At 39.1% G+C, this 16,952-nt stretch carries 12 protein-coding genes; 6 read left to right on the top strand and 6 right to left on the bottom strand.

Annotated features, from left to right (window positions below):
* Positions 1 to 193 precede the first annotated feature (193 nt).
* Together AAEY57_RS12725 and AAEY57_RS12720 are read right to left on the bottom strand one after the other, a co-directional pair.
* Positions 194 to 724 (bottom strand): protein tyrosine phosphatase family protein, encoded by a 531-nt coding sequence (locus tag AAEY57_RS12725; protein WP_138560923.1) that lies wholly within the window; start codon positions 722 to 724, stop codon positions 194 to 196.
* A 31-nt stretch (positions 725 to 755) separates the two neighbouring features.
* Positions 756 to 1,154 (bottom strand): HIT domain-containing protein, encoded by a 399-nt coding sequence (locus tag AAEY57_RS12720; RefSeq protein ID WP_013464220.1) that lies wholly within the window; start codon positions 1,152 to 1,154, stop codon positions 756 to 758.
* Between the two features lie 107 nt (positions 1,155 to 1,261).
* Here AAEY57_RS12720 and AAEY57_RS12715 point away from each other — a divergent pair, with 107 nt between their 5' ends.
* Together AAEY57_RS12715 and AAEY57_RS12710 are read left to right on the top strand one after the other, a co-directional pair.
* The gene (locus tag AAEY57_RS12715; RefSeq protein WP_350608014.1) at positions 1,262 to 3,487 is read left to right on the top strand and encodes a S9 family peptidase; all 2,226 of its coding nucleotides are present in this window, start codon (positions 1,262 to 1,264) and stop codon (positions 3,485 to 3,487) included.
* A gap of 273 nt (positions 3,488 to 3,760) precedes the next feature.
* Positions 3,761 to 5,398 (top strand): methyl-accepting chemotaxis protein, encoded by a 1,638-nt coding sequence (locus tag AAEY57_RS12710; RefSeq protein WP_350608013.1) that lies wholly within the window; start codon positions 3,761 to 3,763, stop codon positions 5,396 to 5,398.
* Positions 5,399 to 5,478: 80 nt separating this feature from the next.
* Here the strand turns inward: AAEY57_RS12710 and AAEY57_RS12705 are convergent, their stop codons facing one another.
* Positions 5,479 to 7,014, bottom strand: coding sequence for a M17 family metallopeptidase (locus tag AAEY57_RS12705; protein ID WP_350608012.1), 1,536 nt, complete (start codon positions 7,012 to 7,014; stop codon positions 5,479 to 5,481).
* A gap of 110 nt (positions 7,015 to 7,124) precedes the next feature.
* Complete coding sequence (gene dinB, locus AAEY57_RS12700; protein WP_350608011.1) at positions 7,125 to 8,156, bottom strand: DNA polymerase IV; 1,032 nt, start codon at positions 8,154 to 8,156, stop codon at positions 7,125 to 7,127.
* 99 nt (positions 8,157 to 8,255) lie between these two features.
* Here dinB and AAEY57_RS12695 point away from each other — a divergent pair, with 99 nt between their 5' ends.
* Genes AAEY57_RS12695 through AAEY57_RS12680 form a run of 4 tightly spaced genes read left to right on the top strand, consistent with a single transcriptional unit; the run spans position 8,256 to position 14,271 of the window.
* On the top strand, positions 8,256 to 9,407 hold the full coding sequence (locus tag AAEY57_RS12695; protein ID WP_350608010.1) for a tyrosine-type recombinase/integrase: 1,152 nt from the start codon (positions 8,256 to 8,258) through the stop codon (positions 9,405 to 9,407).
* The gene (locus AAEY57_RS12690; protein WP_350608009.1) at positions 9,404 to 11,656 is read left to right on the top strand and encodes a hypothetical protein; all 2,253 of its coding nucleotides are present in this window, start codon (positions 9,404 to 9,406) and stop codon (positions 11,654 to 11,656) included. The genes AAEY57_RS12695 and AAEY57_RS12690 overlap by 4 nt, the downstream gene beginning before the upstream one ends.
* 26 nt (positions 11,657 to 11,682) lie before the next feature.
* Positions 11,683 to 13,683: a site-specific integrase gene (locus tag AAEY57_RS12685; RefSeq protein WP_350608008.1), complete on the top strand. Its 2,001-nt coding sequence runs from the start codon at positions 11,683 to 11,685 to the stop codon at positions 13,681 to 13,683.
* A 3-nt stretch (positions 13,684 to 13,686) separates the two neighbouring features.
* Positions 13,687 to 14,271 (top strand): hypothetical protein, encoded by a 585-nt coding sequence (locus AAEY57_RS12680; protein ID WP_350608007.1) that lies wholly within the window; start codon positions 13,687 to 13,689, stop codon positions 14,269 to 14,271.
* A 389-nt stretch (positions 14,272 to 14,660) separates the two neighbouring features.
* Here the strand turns inward: AAEY57_RS12680 and AAEY57_RS12675 are convergent, their stop codons facing one another.
* Both AAEY57_RS12675 and AAEY57_RS12670 read right to left on the bottom strand, forming a co-directional pair.
* Positions 14,661 to 15,185 (bottom strand): Mov34/MPN/PAD-1 family protein, encoded by a 525-nt coding sequence (locus tag AAEY57_RS12675; RefSeq protein ID WP_350608006.1) that lies wholly within the window; start codon positions 15,183 to 15,185, stop codon positions 14,661 to 14,663.
* Entirely contained in the window at positions 15,178 to 16,950 is a 1,773-nt protein-coding gene (locus tag AAEY57_RS12670; RefSeq protein WP_350608005.1) for a ThiF family adenylyltransferase, read from the bottom strand. Before AAEY57_RS12670 ends, AAEY57_RS12675 begins: the two co-directional genes overlap by 8 nt.
* Positions 16,951 to 16,952: the final 2 nt, after the last annotated feature.

Below are 16,952 nucleotides of genomic sequence, written 5' to 3'. Positions count from 1 at the left end.
CATCCATGTAGGCAACAAAGAGTAAATCGCCCCTAGGCAGAACCCTTCGGGCAGCGCCTGTTTGGCATTGATGCTGCATTATCGCCTATTTATGGGGAATAACCACATAGGCTCTGCCTTGCCTAAATACCAAACAGACTGCTGCAAATTCAACCTTGAAAGGTCAACAGACCCTAATTACTTATCAGTCTAATTATTTATCACTCATCACTTTACGAACAACCGGCTCAAGGCTTGCCATTCCCCACTGCTTGCCTGTTTCAATCGCAGACTCTATATCTGCACCTTGTTGATGGGCTGAAATAGCCATTAACGCACCAACACGATTACTGCTCGCACAATGAACAACCACTGACTCACCTTTAAGTTCTTCTAAAAGGCTAGCTAATCGTTTTGCATTGTCGATGTTTATATCTTGTGCACCTGCAATCTCAATTGCGTGGTAATTCATTCCTAAAGAATTGACTAACGCGCCTTCATCCCAGTCTTGCTCATCTGCTGCACGTAAATTAATAACATGCTTAACATTAGCTTGTGACAGTTGCTTAAACTGCTCATCAGTCGGTTGCGCTGCTGAAAAAACTAAGTTGTTATGTGCTGCAAAGTTTTTAATATTAGCGTTATTTACCACATCTATAGCTACTGGCTGCTCGCCCGCTATCACTGCTGACACTGCAATGGCTGCAATAAATACACTTGTACAGAGTTGTTTGATTAATTTCATACTATCCCCTCAAAGTAACTCATTTTGATTTTTAAAAATGCGCTTTTAATTGCTCTATCTGCTCATTAGTATAAGGCACACTCGGAAACTTGCCCCATACCGGCGCAGGCCACGCAATATCTGTTTTAAAACGCGCGATATGATGAATATGTAGTTGTGGCACCATATTACCCAATGCGGCTACATTTAACTTATCAGGATTAAACACCTCCATTAACAAATGACTGAGTTTCGCTGACTCGTGTAAATAAGTAATTTGTTGCTGCTCGGTTAAATCAATAATCTCTTTTAAACCCGCTATTCTGGGGACCAATACAAACCAAGGATATTGGCTGTCGTTTAATAGCAACACCTTACAAAGTGGCCAATCAGCCAGTTCAATACAATCTCTTTTCAGTTCAGGTGCTAAGGTAAATGATGTTTTGCTCATGTTAAAGTCCTTAGATTATTTTACCGCACACTTTATAGCATTTAGTTGCAGTTGCACACGCTTGTGCTTTACCATCGAGATAATTTTATGTAAGTAAAGGCAATCCTGTGTTAAAAAAACTAAAACATCTCTCACTGGCAATTCCCCTACTCGCGGGCGCATTAAGCGCAGAAGCTGAGCCGCTAACGCTTGAGCGTATATTTGATGATCCGAGCTTAGCAGGCAAATCTCCGGTACAACTTAAGTTTTCGCCTGATGGTAGCCGGGTTACCTACTTACAAGGTAAAACCGATGACTATAACCGCTACGATTTATGGGAATATAATTTAAAAGATAATACCAACAGGTTGTTAGTTGATTCGGCGCAGTTATTTTCAGGCCCAGAAAATCTCTCCGATGAAGAAAAAGCACGCCGCGAACGCCAACGTATTTTTGGAAAAGGTATCCTTGAATATAAATGGTCAAAAGATGGGAAAGCACTGTTATTTCCTCTTAATGGCGATCTTTATTACTATGACTTAGATGCTAAAAATAGTAAAAAGCTGACTAACACAGACGCATTTGAAACCGATGCGCGTTTCTCTCCAAAAGGAAATTTCGTATCCTTTATCCGAGAGCAAAACCTATATGCACTAGAGCTGGCTTCAGGTAAAGAAATTCAGTTAAGTAAAGATGGCGGTGGCGAAATTAAAAACGGCATGGCCGAATTTGTGGCGCAAGAAGAAATGAGCCGTATGACCGGTTATTGGTGGGCAAATGATGAATCTAAAATCGCCTTTACTCGCGTTGATGAAAGCCCTGTTCAAGAAGCGATTCGTAACGAAATTTATGCTGATGAAGTAAAACTATTTAACCAGCGTTATCCATTTACTGGCACCAATAATGTTGACATTCAACTTGGGGTGGTAAAGCTTAATGATCAAGCAGTTGACTGGATTGACTTAGGCGACGATAAAGATATTTATATTGCCCGCGCTAAGTGGCTAAACGACAGCAATACGCTCTCTTATCAATGGCAAAACCGCTCGCAACATAGCTTAGAATTACGTTTTTACAACACTAAAACAAAACAGCAAACCGTTGCTTTAACTGAAAAAAGTGATACCTGGATCAACTTGCATTTTGACCTTGAATTTTTAAAAGATAAAAAGCATTTTGTATGGGCCTCAGAGCGCGATGGATTTAAGCACCTTTATTTATATCGTAATAACGGCCAACTTATCCGCCAGATTACCGCAGGTGATTGGGTCGTAGATAGCCTAAAAGGGATAGATGAAAAAAATGGCGTTGTTTACTTTGCTGCACGTAAAGATACTGCGCTTGAAAGCCACTTATACAGTGCGCCTTTATTTAAAAAAGGGGGTATGAAGCGCATTACTGAAAAAGGCCAATACCATAATGTCGTTCTAGCTAAAGATAATAAAACTTTCATTGATAATAGCTCATCGGTTAATAAGCCAAATTCAGCTGCACTGCGCAAAATTAATGGTGAGTTTATTACGTGGCTTGAAGAGAATAAGCTTGATGACTCTCACCCACTTACCCCGTATCTAACTGATTTAGCCCAGCCCGAATACGGAACAATTACCGCTGAAGACGGCCAAATTATGCATTACCGTTTATTTAAACCAGCAAATATGGCAAAGGGTAAAAAGCATCCGGTTATTGTCAACGTTTACGGTGGTCCTCATGCTCAGCGAGTAACCAATAGCTGGCGCAGTAAAAATTTATATTTTCAATACATGGCGCAACAAGGTTATGTAATTTTTCAACTTGATAACCGAGGCTCTTACAATCGCGGTAAAAAGTTTGAAGATGCAATTTATAAGCACTTAGGCATTGTAGAAGTGGCGGATCAAATCAAAGGCGTTGAGTTTTTACGTACCCTTGATTACGTAGACCCTGCTCGCATTGGTATTTATGGCCACAGCTATGGCGGTTACATGGCGCTGATGACTATGTTTAAAGCAGGCGATTACTTTAGCGCGGGTGTATCTGGTGCTCCGGTTACCGACTGGGCTCTATACGACACCCATTACACCGAGCGCTATTTAGGTCACCCTGATACTAACGCAAAAGGTTATACCGACAGTGCGGTGTTCCCATACGCTGAAGGCTTAAAAGGCCCATTAATGATTTACCATGGTATGGCCGATGACAACGTATTATTTACCCATGCCACTAAATTGTTTAAACAGCTGCAAGATAACAATCAACAGTTTGAAATGATGACTTACCCGGGCTCAAAACATAGCCTTCGCGGTAAACAAGTTCAAACTCATTTACATCAAACTATTACAAACTTCTTTAACCGTAATTTTAATACAAAGTAACTAAAACTGGGTTAATTATTAGACTAAAGGCTGATGCAAGTATCAGCCTTTTTTTATGCAAATAAGCTATATTGAAACGTCAACAAACAATAATAAAATTCACTTTAAGCGTCTGTTAAGTAAAAGTTCGGCCTTTTCTCTTTATTGTATTCACGCAAACTAGTTAACAAAGAGAGTATTAAAAATACAATATAAGGAAAATAAAACCGTATTAGCCTATATTTTAACTATGCTTATTTAAGAGAAATAATGCTCTGATACGGGAATAAATTTATGCCAAACCTTCGTCGTTTTACTATATTTCAACGTCTAGTCATTTTGGTAGGGATTGTGATTTTTGGTTTAATTGTATTGAGTATTTCGAGTTTAAGTAATCAATATAAATCGCTTAAAAATGAGCAATATCTAAAAACTAAAAATGTGGTGGAAACTGCATATAGCATCATTACACACTACGCAGCGCTTGAACAAAACCAAACACTCACCCGCGCCCAAGCACAATCTCAAGCGATGGCCTCAATACGCTCATTGCGTTACGATGATACTAACTATTTTTGGATCAACAATTACCAGCCAGCCATGGTGATGCACCCAATTAAACCAGCCCTTGAAGGGAAAGATTTAACGAATAATAAAGACCCTGATGGCACCCCTTTGTTTGTTGAAATGGTTGATGTTGTTAAAAAATCCGGCGAAGGCTATGTGCCTTACAAGTGGCCAAAACCCGGCAGCGACGAACCCGTAGATAAAATTGCGTTTGTGAAAGGTTTTGATCAATGGCAATGGATCATCGGCTCGGGCGTTTACCTTGATACCATAGACAACACCTTTTCGCAGCAACGTACCATTATCGTTATCAATGTTGTGATTATGATCGTCGTTGTCGTACTTTTTAGCTACTTTATTGGTCGCAGTATTTTAACGCCAACTCGATTAGCAGCAGAAATGATGAAAGATATATCTCAAGGTGAAGGAGATTTGACCCGCAGTCTAAATGATAGTGGTAATGATGAAATATCTCAGCTGTCGCGGTCATTTAACTTATTTGTATCCAAAATTAGAGAGTCTTTGGTGCTGGTTGCCAAAAGCGCAAACGATGTCAACGAGCATGCCCATGCAGTCGATGATTCTAGCAAAACCAGCCAATCATTCATTGAACTTCAAAACGACAGCTCAACCCAAGTAGCCGCTGCAATGGAGCAAATGACTCATCAAATTCATGATGTTAGCCGTAATGCCGAAGCTGCTGAGCAAGCCGCAAATGATGCTGCTAGTAATGCATCAACGGGTAAAAATGTAGTGTCGAAAACCATTACCGCCATTGAAACCCTCTCTAGTAATATAGAGACCGTGAGCAAAGTAACCGCCGATCTTGCCAATGAAAGTAATAATATTGGCTCGGTACTTGATGTTATTAGAAGCATTGCTGAACAAACCAACCTCTTAGCGCTAAACGCTGCTATTGAAGCTGCAAGAGCAGGTGAACATGGAAGAGGCTTTGCAGTTGTAGCCGACGAAGTAAGAACACTTGCCAGCCGGACAGGTAAAAGCACTGATGAGATTCAAGCTATGATAGCTAAGCTGCAAGAAGGAGCTAAAGCTGCAGTTGAAGCGGTAAAATCTAGCCAAGAGATTTCTATTTCTACGGTTGAACAAGCCTCTTCAGCTAATGAATCACTTGATGAAATAGACAGGCTGGTATCGGTGATCACCGATATGAACGGCCAAATTGCTCGCGCCACAGAGCAGCAAACATCAGCCGCAGACGAGGTGAATTTAAGAATTAATGATTTATCACAATCTACAGAGCAATCATTGGGTAACACCAAAGATTTAACTCGCGCTAGCGACAAACTCAAACAAAGCAGTGTTGAGTTATCAAGCGTGGTATCGCGCTTTAAGCTTAGTTAACCTGAACTCCGGATAATAAATATCTTCCACCAATTAAAAAGCCCTGATTTTCAGGGCTTTTTAGGATTATTTATAGAAAATTATAAACAATAGCGGGCAAATAAACTGCTAACTGCCGCTGCAGTTGGTTTACCATGTTGCCAGTCGCCGCCTTCAACGCCACTACCAGCAATATCCATATGTACATAAGGAAGTGGTAAAGTAGATTCATTACCATGCTTATCTAATCCACCTACCACAGCTAAAAATGCCATAGGGAATTGATGGCCGCGCGCTGTGACAGCAGAAGCCGCATTATTACTAGAAAGCACATCGTCAGCTAAAGTGCGTGGTTTTATAAAATCATAATCTTCACGGCGTGAACGCGACACTTCAGCACCGTCAGCCCATAAATCACCACAATCGGCTAATTGGCGTGAAATATTAGCACTACGCGCGGGCCCATTCTCAACATATGCGCCATAAGGCCCCATCGCGCGCGCAGCGTGCCCTGTTAAGGTTGCCACTGTAAACAACGTTGGATTTATTTCATTTTTAGCTAAATCTTTCATTTCACTAAGTAAATCCCCCATAGCTAAACGCCCTTCGGCATCGGTATTACCAATACGTACTCGCACACCTTCACGGCTAGTAATTATTTCATCAGGGACAAAACAATCTGAACCAATAGAGTTGCGTACAACCGCTAAAAAGGCAATCACTTTAACCCCTTTAGGCTGATAATCGGCTACTGCTTTCATAAATCCAGCAACCGAGGCCGCACCGCCTTTATCGCGGCTCATGCCCGCCATAAAACCACCGACTTTTAAATCTGCACCGCCCGTGTCATAGACTAAACCTTTACCAACAAACATCAGTGTTCGGGTTACTTCGCCCTCAGGCACGTATTCAAGTTTAACAACGCGTGGATGATGACGCTCTACCGCATACGATGCGCGAGCAACGGTACTTAGCATGGGGTAATGCTTATCAATGGCAGCTAAATCATCAATCACATCAACGCTCACCGCACTGTTTTCAAATAACTCAGTACAGTAATCTGCAAAACGTGGGGGGGCCATGCGTTCAGGCTCGGTGCCACATAAATCACGTGCGGCATATTGCCCCGCAGCTAACGCATTGACTGCTTTGATTGTTTGCTCATTGGCATCAATTAAGCCTATTTGAGTAATAGGTTCAATACCTTGACCATGAAACTCACGCGCTTCTAGGGGTTGCCATAATGCTTGGCATGCGCCTAAGTAAGCCACTTCAAGAGCATGTTGATAACGGCTATCCGTATTTAAAGCGGGTAAATAAATAGCAGGGTTAACACTACCTGATGCTTTTGCCTCATTAATGGCTAATTTGGCTGCATCAAAATAACGACGAACGTCGTCATAATCTCTGTTTAAAGGGCCTGTTGGCGCTAACACGACACGTTTACCGGCAATCACTAACAAGGTGACTTGATTGCCTATGCGAGAGTCTACTTGGGCTTGGTCTAAAATTGCATCACGCAGTGGCGTATTTGGTAAATGAGAAAAGTCGTTGCTGATAATAATAAGTGCATCATGCGATGTACAATCTAGGCTTGCACTTACCGGCTTAGCCAGTACTGCTTTTGGATATGCCATAAAAAAGGATCCTGTTAGAAAACGTAGTCCCTATTATTATTTATTTAGCAATTTATAACCAGTGAACTGCGATAACCTGCATATTTACTGGCAACTTGGAGTTACACGTTTTACACATCTAAAATACTGAGCTGTAAATTATGCTCTGGTTGATTTTTAATACCCACGCCAATTCCTAATAAGCGCACCGGTTGTTGTAATCCACGTTGATAGGCTTTGGCGAGTAACTCTTTAAAAATAGCCGTGTTTAATTGATGCGCAGCTTGATCTGCTGAGGTCACTACAAAATTAGCAAATTTAACTTTAACACTTAATTTATTAATTTTATGTTGTAGTTGCTGTTTATTTAATCGAACCACGAGTTCATCTAACAGTTGCGGTAATTGTTCAAGGCATTCATCTAGGCTGTTTTTGTTGTATTCATAAGTATGTTCCACACTCAATGACTTACGAATCCGCTCGGTGGAAACACGCCCTATATGCTCACCCATGCACTTTTGATATAACGATACACCAAAATTACCCACATGCTGTTGCATCCAATTAGCCCCTTTTTCGCGCACACCTTGCCCCGTGTATAACCCTTTTAAATTAAGCTTTTCTAGAGTTACTTTACCCACTCCTGGAATTTTACCTAATGGCAATTGGGCTAAAAACGAGTCAACCTGCTCAGGCAATACCACAAATTGCCCATTAGGCTTATTTTCATCACTGGCTATTTTGGCAATAAACTTTATTGGGGCAATACCTGCAGATGCAGTCAGTCCTGTGGTATTAAAAATATCGGTACGAATTTGCTCTGCAATTAACGTTGCACTGCCCTTAAAAGCAGTACTATGGCTCACATCTAAATATGCTTCATCAAGCGAAAGAGGTTCTACAAGGTCAGTATAGCGGTTAAAAATGGCGCGGATCTGTGTTGATACTTGTTTATAAACAGCCATTCTTCCAGGCACAATAACTAAGTCAGGGCAAAGCTGTTTGGCATGATAGTTAGACATAGCAGAGCGCACCCCATACTCTCTAGCAATATAGTTAGCGGTAGAGAGCACTCCACGGCGACTATTTCCGCCAATTGCCAGTGGTACGCTTGCAAGCTTAGGATTGTCGCGCATTTCTACGGCCGCATAAAAGCAGTCCATATCATATCTTACCTTGTTTAATTTAAGTTGAAATATTGACAAACCAGTCTAGAGTTAGAGTACTGTTAATTTTGTCAAGAAAAGTAATGTAAGGATAATATGGTGATTAAATGCAAGAAGGTGGAAGGAATTGAGTTTGGCCTACACACACTAACATCATACGTTTTACTGCAAGATGGCTTACCCCTTGTTGTACCAACTGCATTCTTATTTAATACTGCGAAAAATAACAAATTTAAAACTGTTAGAACTTATCAAAACCCGATCAAGCAATTTTTCACAATGATTGAGAATTCTATAAGAGCAGATGGCTCTATTAGCGATTGGAACTCATTAACCGATAATGAAATGTCCGGCTACCTCTATGGCTATTTAAGACAGAAAAAAAAGCTCAAGGATAGCTCAATACAAACGCATATCGCTGCTATATCAGAATTCTATCGTTATGCATATGACTACGGCTTTACGACACATATTCCTGACTTTTCATTTTCTTATCAAGACACTGGTGACACATCGACATTCCTTCGTAATATTTCAATAGAAATGCACGACATATACTTTACTGAACAAGAATTCGAGGATAAGTTAGTTGCCCAAGTTAGAAGCAAAGGGGACTTTATTAATGAACGAAATGAACTGATTTTGGCACTTGGTTACCAGGCAGGTTTTCGCTCTGGTGAGGTTGTTCTCGAAGAGAACATGAATATTGAAAAACTCAGACAAAAATTACCTGAAGTTGAAAATCGATTGCCCTCTACATTAAAATTCGACGTGTATGGTAAGGGAAGCGTATACCGAACTGTTATTTTCCCCGTTACTTTAGTGGATAGAATTTACAAATTTTTATGGGGTCGGGCAAGACACATTAAAAATGGCAATTTAATTTGTATGAAAAATGGGAAGCGCATTGTAAGCGATACCTTTGCAACCAAATTATTTCGTAAATGTGCAGACCATTATTGTCTTCGTCCCGAAATTACAGCTACTGAGCGTCTGCGTTGGAAAAATCGGAGCTATCACAAAGGACGAAAATGTTTTGCTACTAATGCTGTTTCTTTGTGTATGGCATTAAAAATGGACCCTTGGGTCTACGTACCTCAGTGGATGGGGCATACACAAAAAAGCACTACCTTTAAATACATCTATTTTGACGCACTGCTTAATAAACGAGAGGCCGTACTAACTAAATTAAGTCTTGATGATACTAAGTATGGCAAGCATCACTACGCAAAAAAAGGACGTGGATGATGAGTATTGAAGAAACTGAAGATACCACTGGAAGCATTAACTCTATTGATGCAACATTTATATCTCTTGAAAATATGGCTCCCGCTACCGTAATTCCGATTAAAGTTTCAGAGACTGAAGTAACAGTGTTTTGTCAGTCAAGCGGCTGCACAAAACCTATTTTTAAAAAACTTAATATCCCTGTTGGCTATGAACACTTGCACATTATGCGCAATGTAATTTTGTATTTGCAATCAAATGACTTTTTGAAGAAAAGACCTTTAACTAAATATAACGAAATAACCAGGCAGACAAATTTCTTTACATTTATTACCAAGCACACACAGTATTTAAACGATGGTGTACCACTCAATGTATATGAAGAATACCTTCGCTATCGAACGAAACAATCAAAAATAAGTTTCTATAACGAAATGCTCAGTATAGTTGAACCTACAAAATGGCTGTTGAGGCAAAAAAATTACGCTCTACTTCCTGTATTTACTACCGATTTCATATCATATCTAGCGTTTGCGCCAGATATACCTAGCAACAGATATAATTCCACACCGGAGCCGTCATTAGTCGATTTATTTGGTGCGCAGAACTGTCCTTACAATGATACAGATATGATCAAAGCGCTTCGCCTCGCGTGTTGTTTCTTCAATGAAAAACTTGGCACTATGCGGTCTGATTTGTTGCAAGATAAAGTTCTTCAGCAATGGATAGCTAAACTGAAAAAAAACAATCTGATCAATCCATTGTTTTCAGCATGTTTTCAACCTCATTTATCTATAAAATGTAAAATGATCTACAGTCAAACAAGCCCTGATAAATATCAAATAATAAAGAGTGCCTATAACCATTTATATAAGGTTATATTAGAGCAAAAAAACCCTCTTACCATTGAGTGGCTGTGCCAACATGAACTGCCTGAGGCGAGCAAATTAGATAGAAAAACAACTAAGCTAGCCTGGGCAAAGCGATTCTTCAACAGGAAAAAAGGAAAATTCGCTACATATTCGACTATGAAAATAACATATAAAATACAAAGCCTGAGTTCATTAACGTTTCGGTTCCTCAGTATCCCATCCGATATAGAAATGTTTTCAATTCAGTGTTTACTGGCTACCGAATCCATTCAACGACAAGGTTTATCTCTGCACACATTATCCGATTTCTCAATTACAGATAAAAGTCTGCAACTTGGGTATGGCAAAGGCCGCCGAAGTGCTAACTCAGCAACGCCCATTTACAGTAGAAAAAATATTATACATGACACATTGAAAAACTATCATGATTTGATGTCAGAAGCACAAACGACTCTTCCTAAGTCAGAGCAAGGTAAAACTTTTCCGTATAAATCAAAAATAATTAGCTCGGGGGCGATATCATCAAGCTCTAATGAGCTTGATTCGTTCATATCACTTTTACTGGACAGAAATAGCCTAATGCATGCTATATTTTCCGAAGAAACTGGTGACGAAGGCACTCCATTTTTATGGTTACTAGAAAGATTAGTCAAACATAATAATAAACATCGGTTAGAAAGGATCGAGTATTCAAGAAAAAATAGAGTTCGGAAAAAGCTTGGTTTGGATGCAATTAAATTAAACTCTAAGCATTCAGTAATATCTTTAAGCCCTACGGCTATTTCAATGTCACGCAAGCGTATGGATGATAGTACTAATGTTTATCAAAAAGGGAGCAAACCAACAAGCGATATCGACTCAAACGGTTCTGCTGAAGTTCAAGCAGAATTGACTGCTCATTCTGTAGCAATGAAAGCCAATATTTACAATGACCGTAGCAATTCACCTCAGAAAATAGAATCTCATCGTAGATTCGGCGCGCAAATCGGGGAGTTGTATGAAAAAGAAGCATTGAAAATCAGTGAATATATCAAGAATACAAAAGTGTTAGATATGCAACAAGTACGAAAAATCCTAGGTATCAGTAACTCCAAGGATGAGTTTGAGGAAATGCTTGAATCAATAGATCTGGACACTGAGATCTGGGGTGGTATCAACTATCAAGGTCAAACTCTTATTGTAACTACTGAAATCACCGCTGCGCTTATCACTGGATACATTGCCCACATCAAAAAAGAACTACCTTCTGTGCGCTTGGATAGCGAGCAAAAAGCATCAATGCTCAGAATTAATCTAGCGTACTTAAGTGAGATGCTTGAGCAATTCCCCTCCAATTTACAGCAAGCAGGCAAAGATATGCTGGCTGAATTTGACATCCCGTACCCTTCACTGCTTTAAGATCAATACTAATGGATCTCAATTTAATGAAAACCAACATAGCGCCTACAGGGCAAGATAATGATTCTCCGAAACTAGTCAATAAGTTAACTGATGATGTTTTTAAAATCACCGACAATATATCAGGCGAGGTAATAGACTTGGATGTTGCCTTTCCAGATGCCAATAACTACTGGCGGATATGGGGAAAACAACTGCTGATTAGAGTCTGTGGGGGCTATGTATCCCCAAACACGCAAGCATTAAGTGCAAGATTTTCAACTGTATTTGCAAAACTTATACAAGTAAAAAAGCTCACAGCATGGGCCACAAAATATCATCCTGACAGGCCACTAACTCAGTGGGGAGAAACCGAATGTTCATCTTATGTAAATGCTCTAGCATTTAATGAAATTGAACAGACAGATAATCATGAACGTTTTAAGAGGAAAAAATTACTTGCGTTCCATTCAATAAAGAAGGATATAACTTTATTAAAAACTACTGGGAAATATTATCGCAAGGGATTTTTGAATGATGGCTTACTGCTACACCTCCCTAAAAACTTTATCCAAACGGTGCTAAAGCAGAAGGTCATTGATATGGAGGTCGATTATGTTGAATGGTTAAAAGGAGATAGTTTGGCCAGGATCCCATTGGAGATCAGTATGGTTCTTCTCAGCGAAGCTATTGAAATCTTACGTCATTCCAGCACGCACCTACTGCAAGCGTATTTTCGCGCACAACGAGGAGAATTCAAGCTAAGCCCTCATAGTGTGGTTTTTCATGGGCAAGAAGGACTAGAGCCTAGACTTCAGTTATATATAAAGGGAGATACTTTAAGAAAACGTCAAGGGGGGGACAAAAACCTCAACAGTAAAGTCAAACAATTTGCTAAGAAGATTGAGCGAGAATACGCTAAATTACAAGGGCTTGATAAGGCACTTCCCATAAGTGATATCTTCACCTTAAAAGGGGGCGTACATGTTAATGAGTTATGCCTTGAAGTCTATAATGCTTGCATGATTGTTTTCCTCTGCCTCACAGGAATTCGCGTTCACGAACTATCGAATGTCGATGCTGATGATTACGATATTAAATCGGACGGAACTTGGATGTTTCGTACTAACATCAATAAAACACACCTCGGACTGAGCGAAATGCGTAGCATGTCAGGATTGGTAGCGGAAGCCGCAATGATACTCAATGACTTGAGCTATGTGCCTAAGCGCGGTCAAACTGACGAAGGTAGTATGCCTTTATTCGCACAATCCTTTAGGTCAGCTCACTTCGGCGCAACCCCATCAGACATCAAAACAAAAAAGTTAGGTATTAGCACTGGGAATATTAGAAAGAATGTTCAGGGGTTTTACGAAAATTTAATAAAAAAACATGGTGAGCATTTACGTCAAATTTGTGAAAGCATAATTCCCCATGGCTTCCGACATTGCTTTGCAGATTTCGCAATCAGGCGTTTCGATGGTGATGTTTTAGAGGCTATACGACAGCATTATCGTCACCGTGTAGGTAGTTCATTCACAAGTTCTTACACTGATAGCAAGGGTTTTGATGATATCAGTCAGGGTGCTGAACGAAGATATATCAAGGAGTTACTGCAACGTATGGTAGGCGAAGACGCTGGCGATTTTACAGGAGCTATGGCGCTACACATACGCCATGAAGTCAGTAAGGTGGCATTCAGATCCCCTGAAGAATTAGATGAATTCATGAATGATTTGAGCAATGATTTTGACTCTTTGATACCACACGAGTTCGGTTTTTGCTTAGTATTGACGAAAACTAAACATCTATCAAAATGTCTAGATAAAAAAACGGGAGTACCTAATCTACTAAATGGATGTTTTGAACTGTGCTCAGGGTGCCATCACTCATTCAGAAGTAAGAAGAGTAACTACGACAGTGTGCTACGAAATGTAATCAGTCATCAGGATTTTTTAGACCGGTTTCCACTGAAAAATAGCCAGCATTTCAAAGTCAGTGAGCGATTAGTTGAACGTGGCAATAAAATTCTAGATGCAATGGAGTAGATTATGAAAAATTCAAAATTAGATAAATTAAGAAAAAAACCTGTCGAAGTGGAACTACCCGACTGGGTTAAATCAGGCAATAAAATGACTAGGAAGCTATATTATGCAACGATTGAACTGGTTGAAGAATTAAAAATACAGATTAAAAATGGGGCTTCTAAAGACCTTAAAGTTACAGACCGAACCCTAATTAACGCCCATATTGCTAAAAAAGCTGATGTTAGCGACACCAACATTAGAAAAGATCGGCAAGAAGACTTGTTTAAATTTATTAAAGAACAGAATGATATTTTACTAGATATGTGGAAGCTAGGCGGCCGACATTCGACTGATGGGCGCAGGATGTCTAAACCTGAGCTAGAAATTGCTAAAAAATCCTTGCAGAGTGAAGTTAAGAACTTAGAGAATAAAAAGTACCATGAATTTTTCCGCGAGTTAATCAACTCACAAGTGATAGTAGAACAAAGATCATTGGCAAAGAGATATGCAGCATTACAAGCTGATTATAATACTGCGCAAGAAACTATTGCCAATTTAAGGCTAGCGCAACAACAACTCATTAAACAATTAAGTGAAGAAAACAAGTAAAATGTATTGCGATGATTCTAAATTTCATTAATGCTATTAACTAAGTTTCAATAATGAGGAAAAGTTACGCCAAAGGATAATGTCACTTAAGAGGCGGCACAAAAAAAATAAAGCTGCAGGCCAGTAGGGACCTCTATATGCGGCGAACCCAGTATCTATAAAAATCATCGCCAATTTATATCACGGGTTTGCATCTAATAGAAAGGCTGCCATCATTGCAATTTCACATCACGGGTATCATGCATTAATACTATTATCAGACTTTAGCGCCTATGATAAAGCTTAAATTAGATTTTTAGCAAAGACTGAAAAGTAAAGCAACGTATAAACCGTTTAGGGTACCTTTATTGCTATTTCAGGTTAGTTACGATATTAAAATTTTTTAAGTTTCAATCCGAATTGAGTGCAAAACAATCAACCTCCAACGTTGGAAGGTTAATTACTTTCCACCCATTCCAGTACCCAACCCATACAGACTTTGTTCCAATAATAATTAGAGCCGCATGCCTTCCTCTTAAATTTCTTTCCCAATGATAAACGTCAATTGAGGACGGTAAAGGATTAGCTTCAGGGTGTGTATGCCACTCACCTAAATAATCAATCTCATTATTAGAATTGATTTTAGCTTTATTGACTAGCTCTCTGTGATGCTTACCTTTTCGAACAAAACTAAAACGCGTCCGAAGATCCTTTAAACCTGGCTCTGAAATGTCAGTAATTTCTATATGAGGTGGGGAATTTAATAAAAATCGTTCTTCTTTTTTTTGTCTTAATGAGCCTATAATTAAACCTCCAGCCTCACAGTCGCTGCCTGATCTTTGAGCATGTTTTTCCATTTTATCTAAAACATCAATAGGCAAAATTAAAAACCCGCCTCCGGGTAAAAGTGTAAATAGGTCCTTTTTTTTAACCACAACAGGGGCAACCTTTTAAGGGGGTTATGTTCTGTGATTTAGTAGCTGGAATAGATTGATGAAAGCCTTGATGTCTAAATCTTGGTGAAGGGTTACCTGTAAAATAATCAGTTGTCATCGCTTGCATTAATCCCGCAACAGAATAGGATACACTTTCAGTATATGGCGTAAAAGACTCCCCACAAGCAAAATGTTTTTGAGCATGATGAGGCCATTCTTTACCTTTACCTATTAATGGAAATCTTTCTTTTAAAACTCCATTCTCATCATGAAGCATACATCTATAACAGCCATATTTACCATCATCAAGCAATGCCCTAACAGCTAGACCGTTTGCATCAACCCAACCATGTAGGATAGAACAAGATATCGTTAATTTAGATTTTAATGCTTTTCTATAATGGTGACTGAGGAATGAAGAGAGCTGTTGTTCTCCAGTAGCATCAATTACTATGTCATGTTTCATCAGTAGTTCATAAAAAGCATCAATGGAACTAATATTCGAATTTTTAGCTGTAATATTTGTATCCCAGGAATATTTTTTTTGCAAATAATGCCGTGTAGATTGAGACTTATACTCACCAAGATATTCTTCCCCTAAAAGATGACGACCAATATTTGCAGCTTTTAATCTGTCTTTATCGAACAACGATATCCTTCCTGTATTACCATACCCTCCTCCAATTTTTACTAATAAATTAGCCGTGGTTGCACCAATAGTCCCACAACCAATAATAGCGATTCTTTTATTCTCTATAATTTTTTCTGGTAAGTTTCTATTTAAAATAAAGTCGGCTGAGGCGTCTTGAACGCATAGGCGATAGAAAGTGGTCGTAAAGTCACGCTTAAACATAGTTCTTACTGTATTTGGGGACACACTTTTATTTCTTCGACCTGGTTTTCTAGAGGCAACGTACCTTCTTGCTAACTCTTGAATTCTTTTAGTAAATTTAACTCTTACCGCAAACCAACTTGAATATTTCCCTTCTATATTCGGCACGCTAAATAAAACGAGTTGCTGAAGAGAGTTTATACTTCCTTCGCATAACTTACGCATTAATTCATTTGAGAGGGTAGAATGGTAATTTGATATCCAGTTGAAAAAACTTTGCCAAGTCTTAGGTGGCCAAGAACTAACAACCTCGCTTGTGGGAAGTTTAGGCATCTCGGTAAAGCGAACAGTGATAACAGGGACTTCACGAATATGTTCTAAAAAACCTCTTTTATTTAGCCATTTTTCATTTCTAACTTCATCATTCTCATCAAAAATAAGCCACTCTTTGCTCGAACCTTCATTCAAAGTATCTTTTCGATCAAAAAATTGAGCTTTAATTTTTTTCTCTTTAGATAATAGATAACAGTTATCGTGAGCGACCCAATATGCATCAAACTCTCTAACAAAATCATTATTTATAGCTTCTTCATCGACTATTTTATCCAATGTTTCTTCTATAGCGTTGAGGATATAATCTAATGCAGCACTTGGTTTGTAGGGGTCAAGGTAAACATCTGACTTATCCATGTAGCAGAGAGTACGATCTGGATTTACATGAATCAGAGTGTTAGGTAATTCAGGCGGAAGACATTTGAATGTCACAATAGGTAATGTAATAAACGAAGGTTCGAATTGGGCTATTTCAAGTGAAAAATTAGTATTTCTAACTTTAATACTCCAATCAAATGCTACTTTTCTTCCATTAGCAATGCTAAGGCCACGACTAACCATGACCTTTGCACAAATTTTAAAAAAAAATTCAGCTTCCAATA

It is taken from the genome of Pseudoalteromonas sp. MER144-MNA-CIBAN-0113, assembly GCF_040308965.1.
GTDB lineage: Bacteria > Pseudomonadota > Gammaproteobacteria > Enterobacterales > Alteromonadaceae > Pseudoalteromonas > Pseudoalteromonas tetraodonis.
Note: the sequence above shows the minus strand (reverse complement) of the source record. Positions and strands in the feature narration are given on the sequence as shown.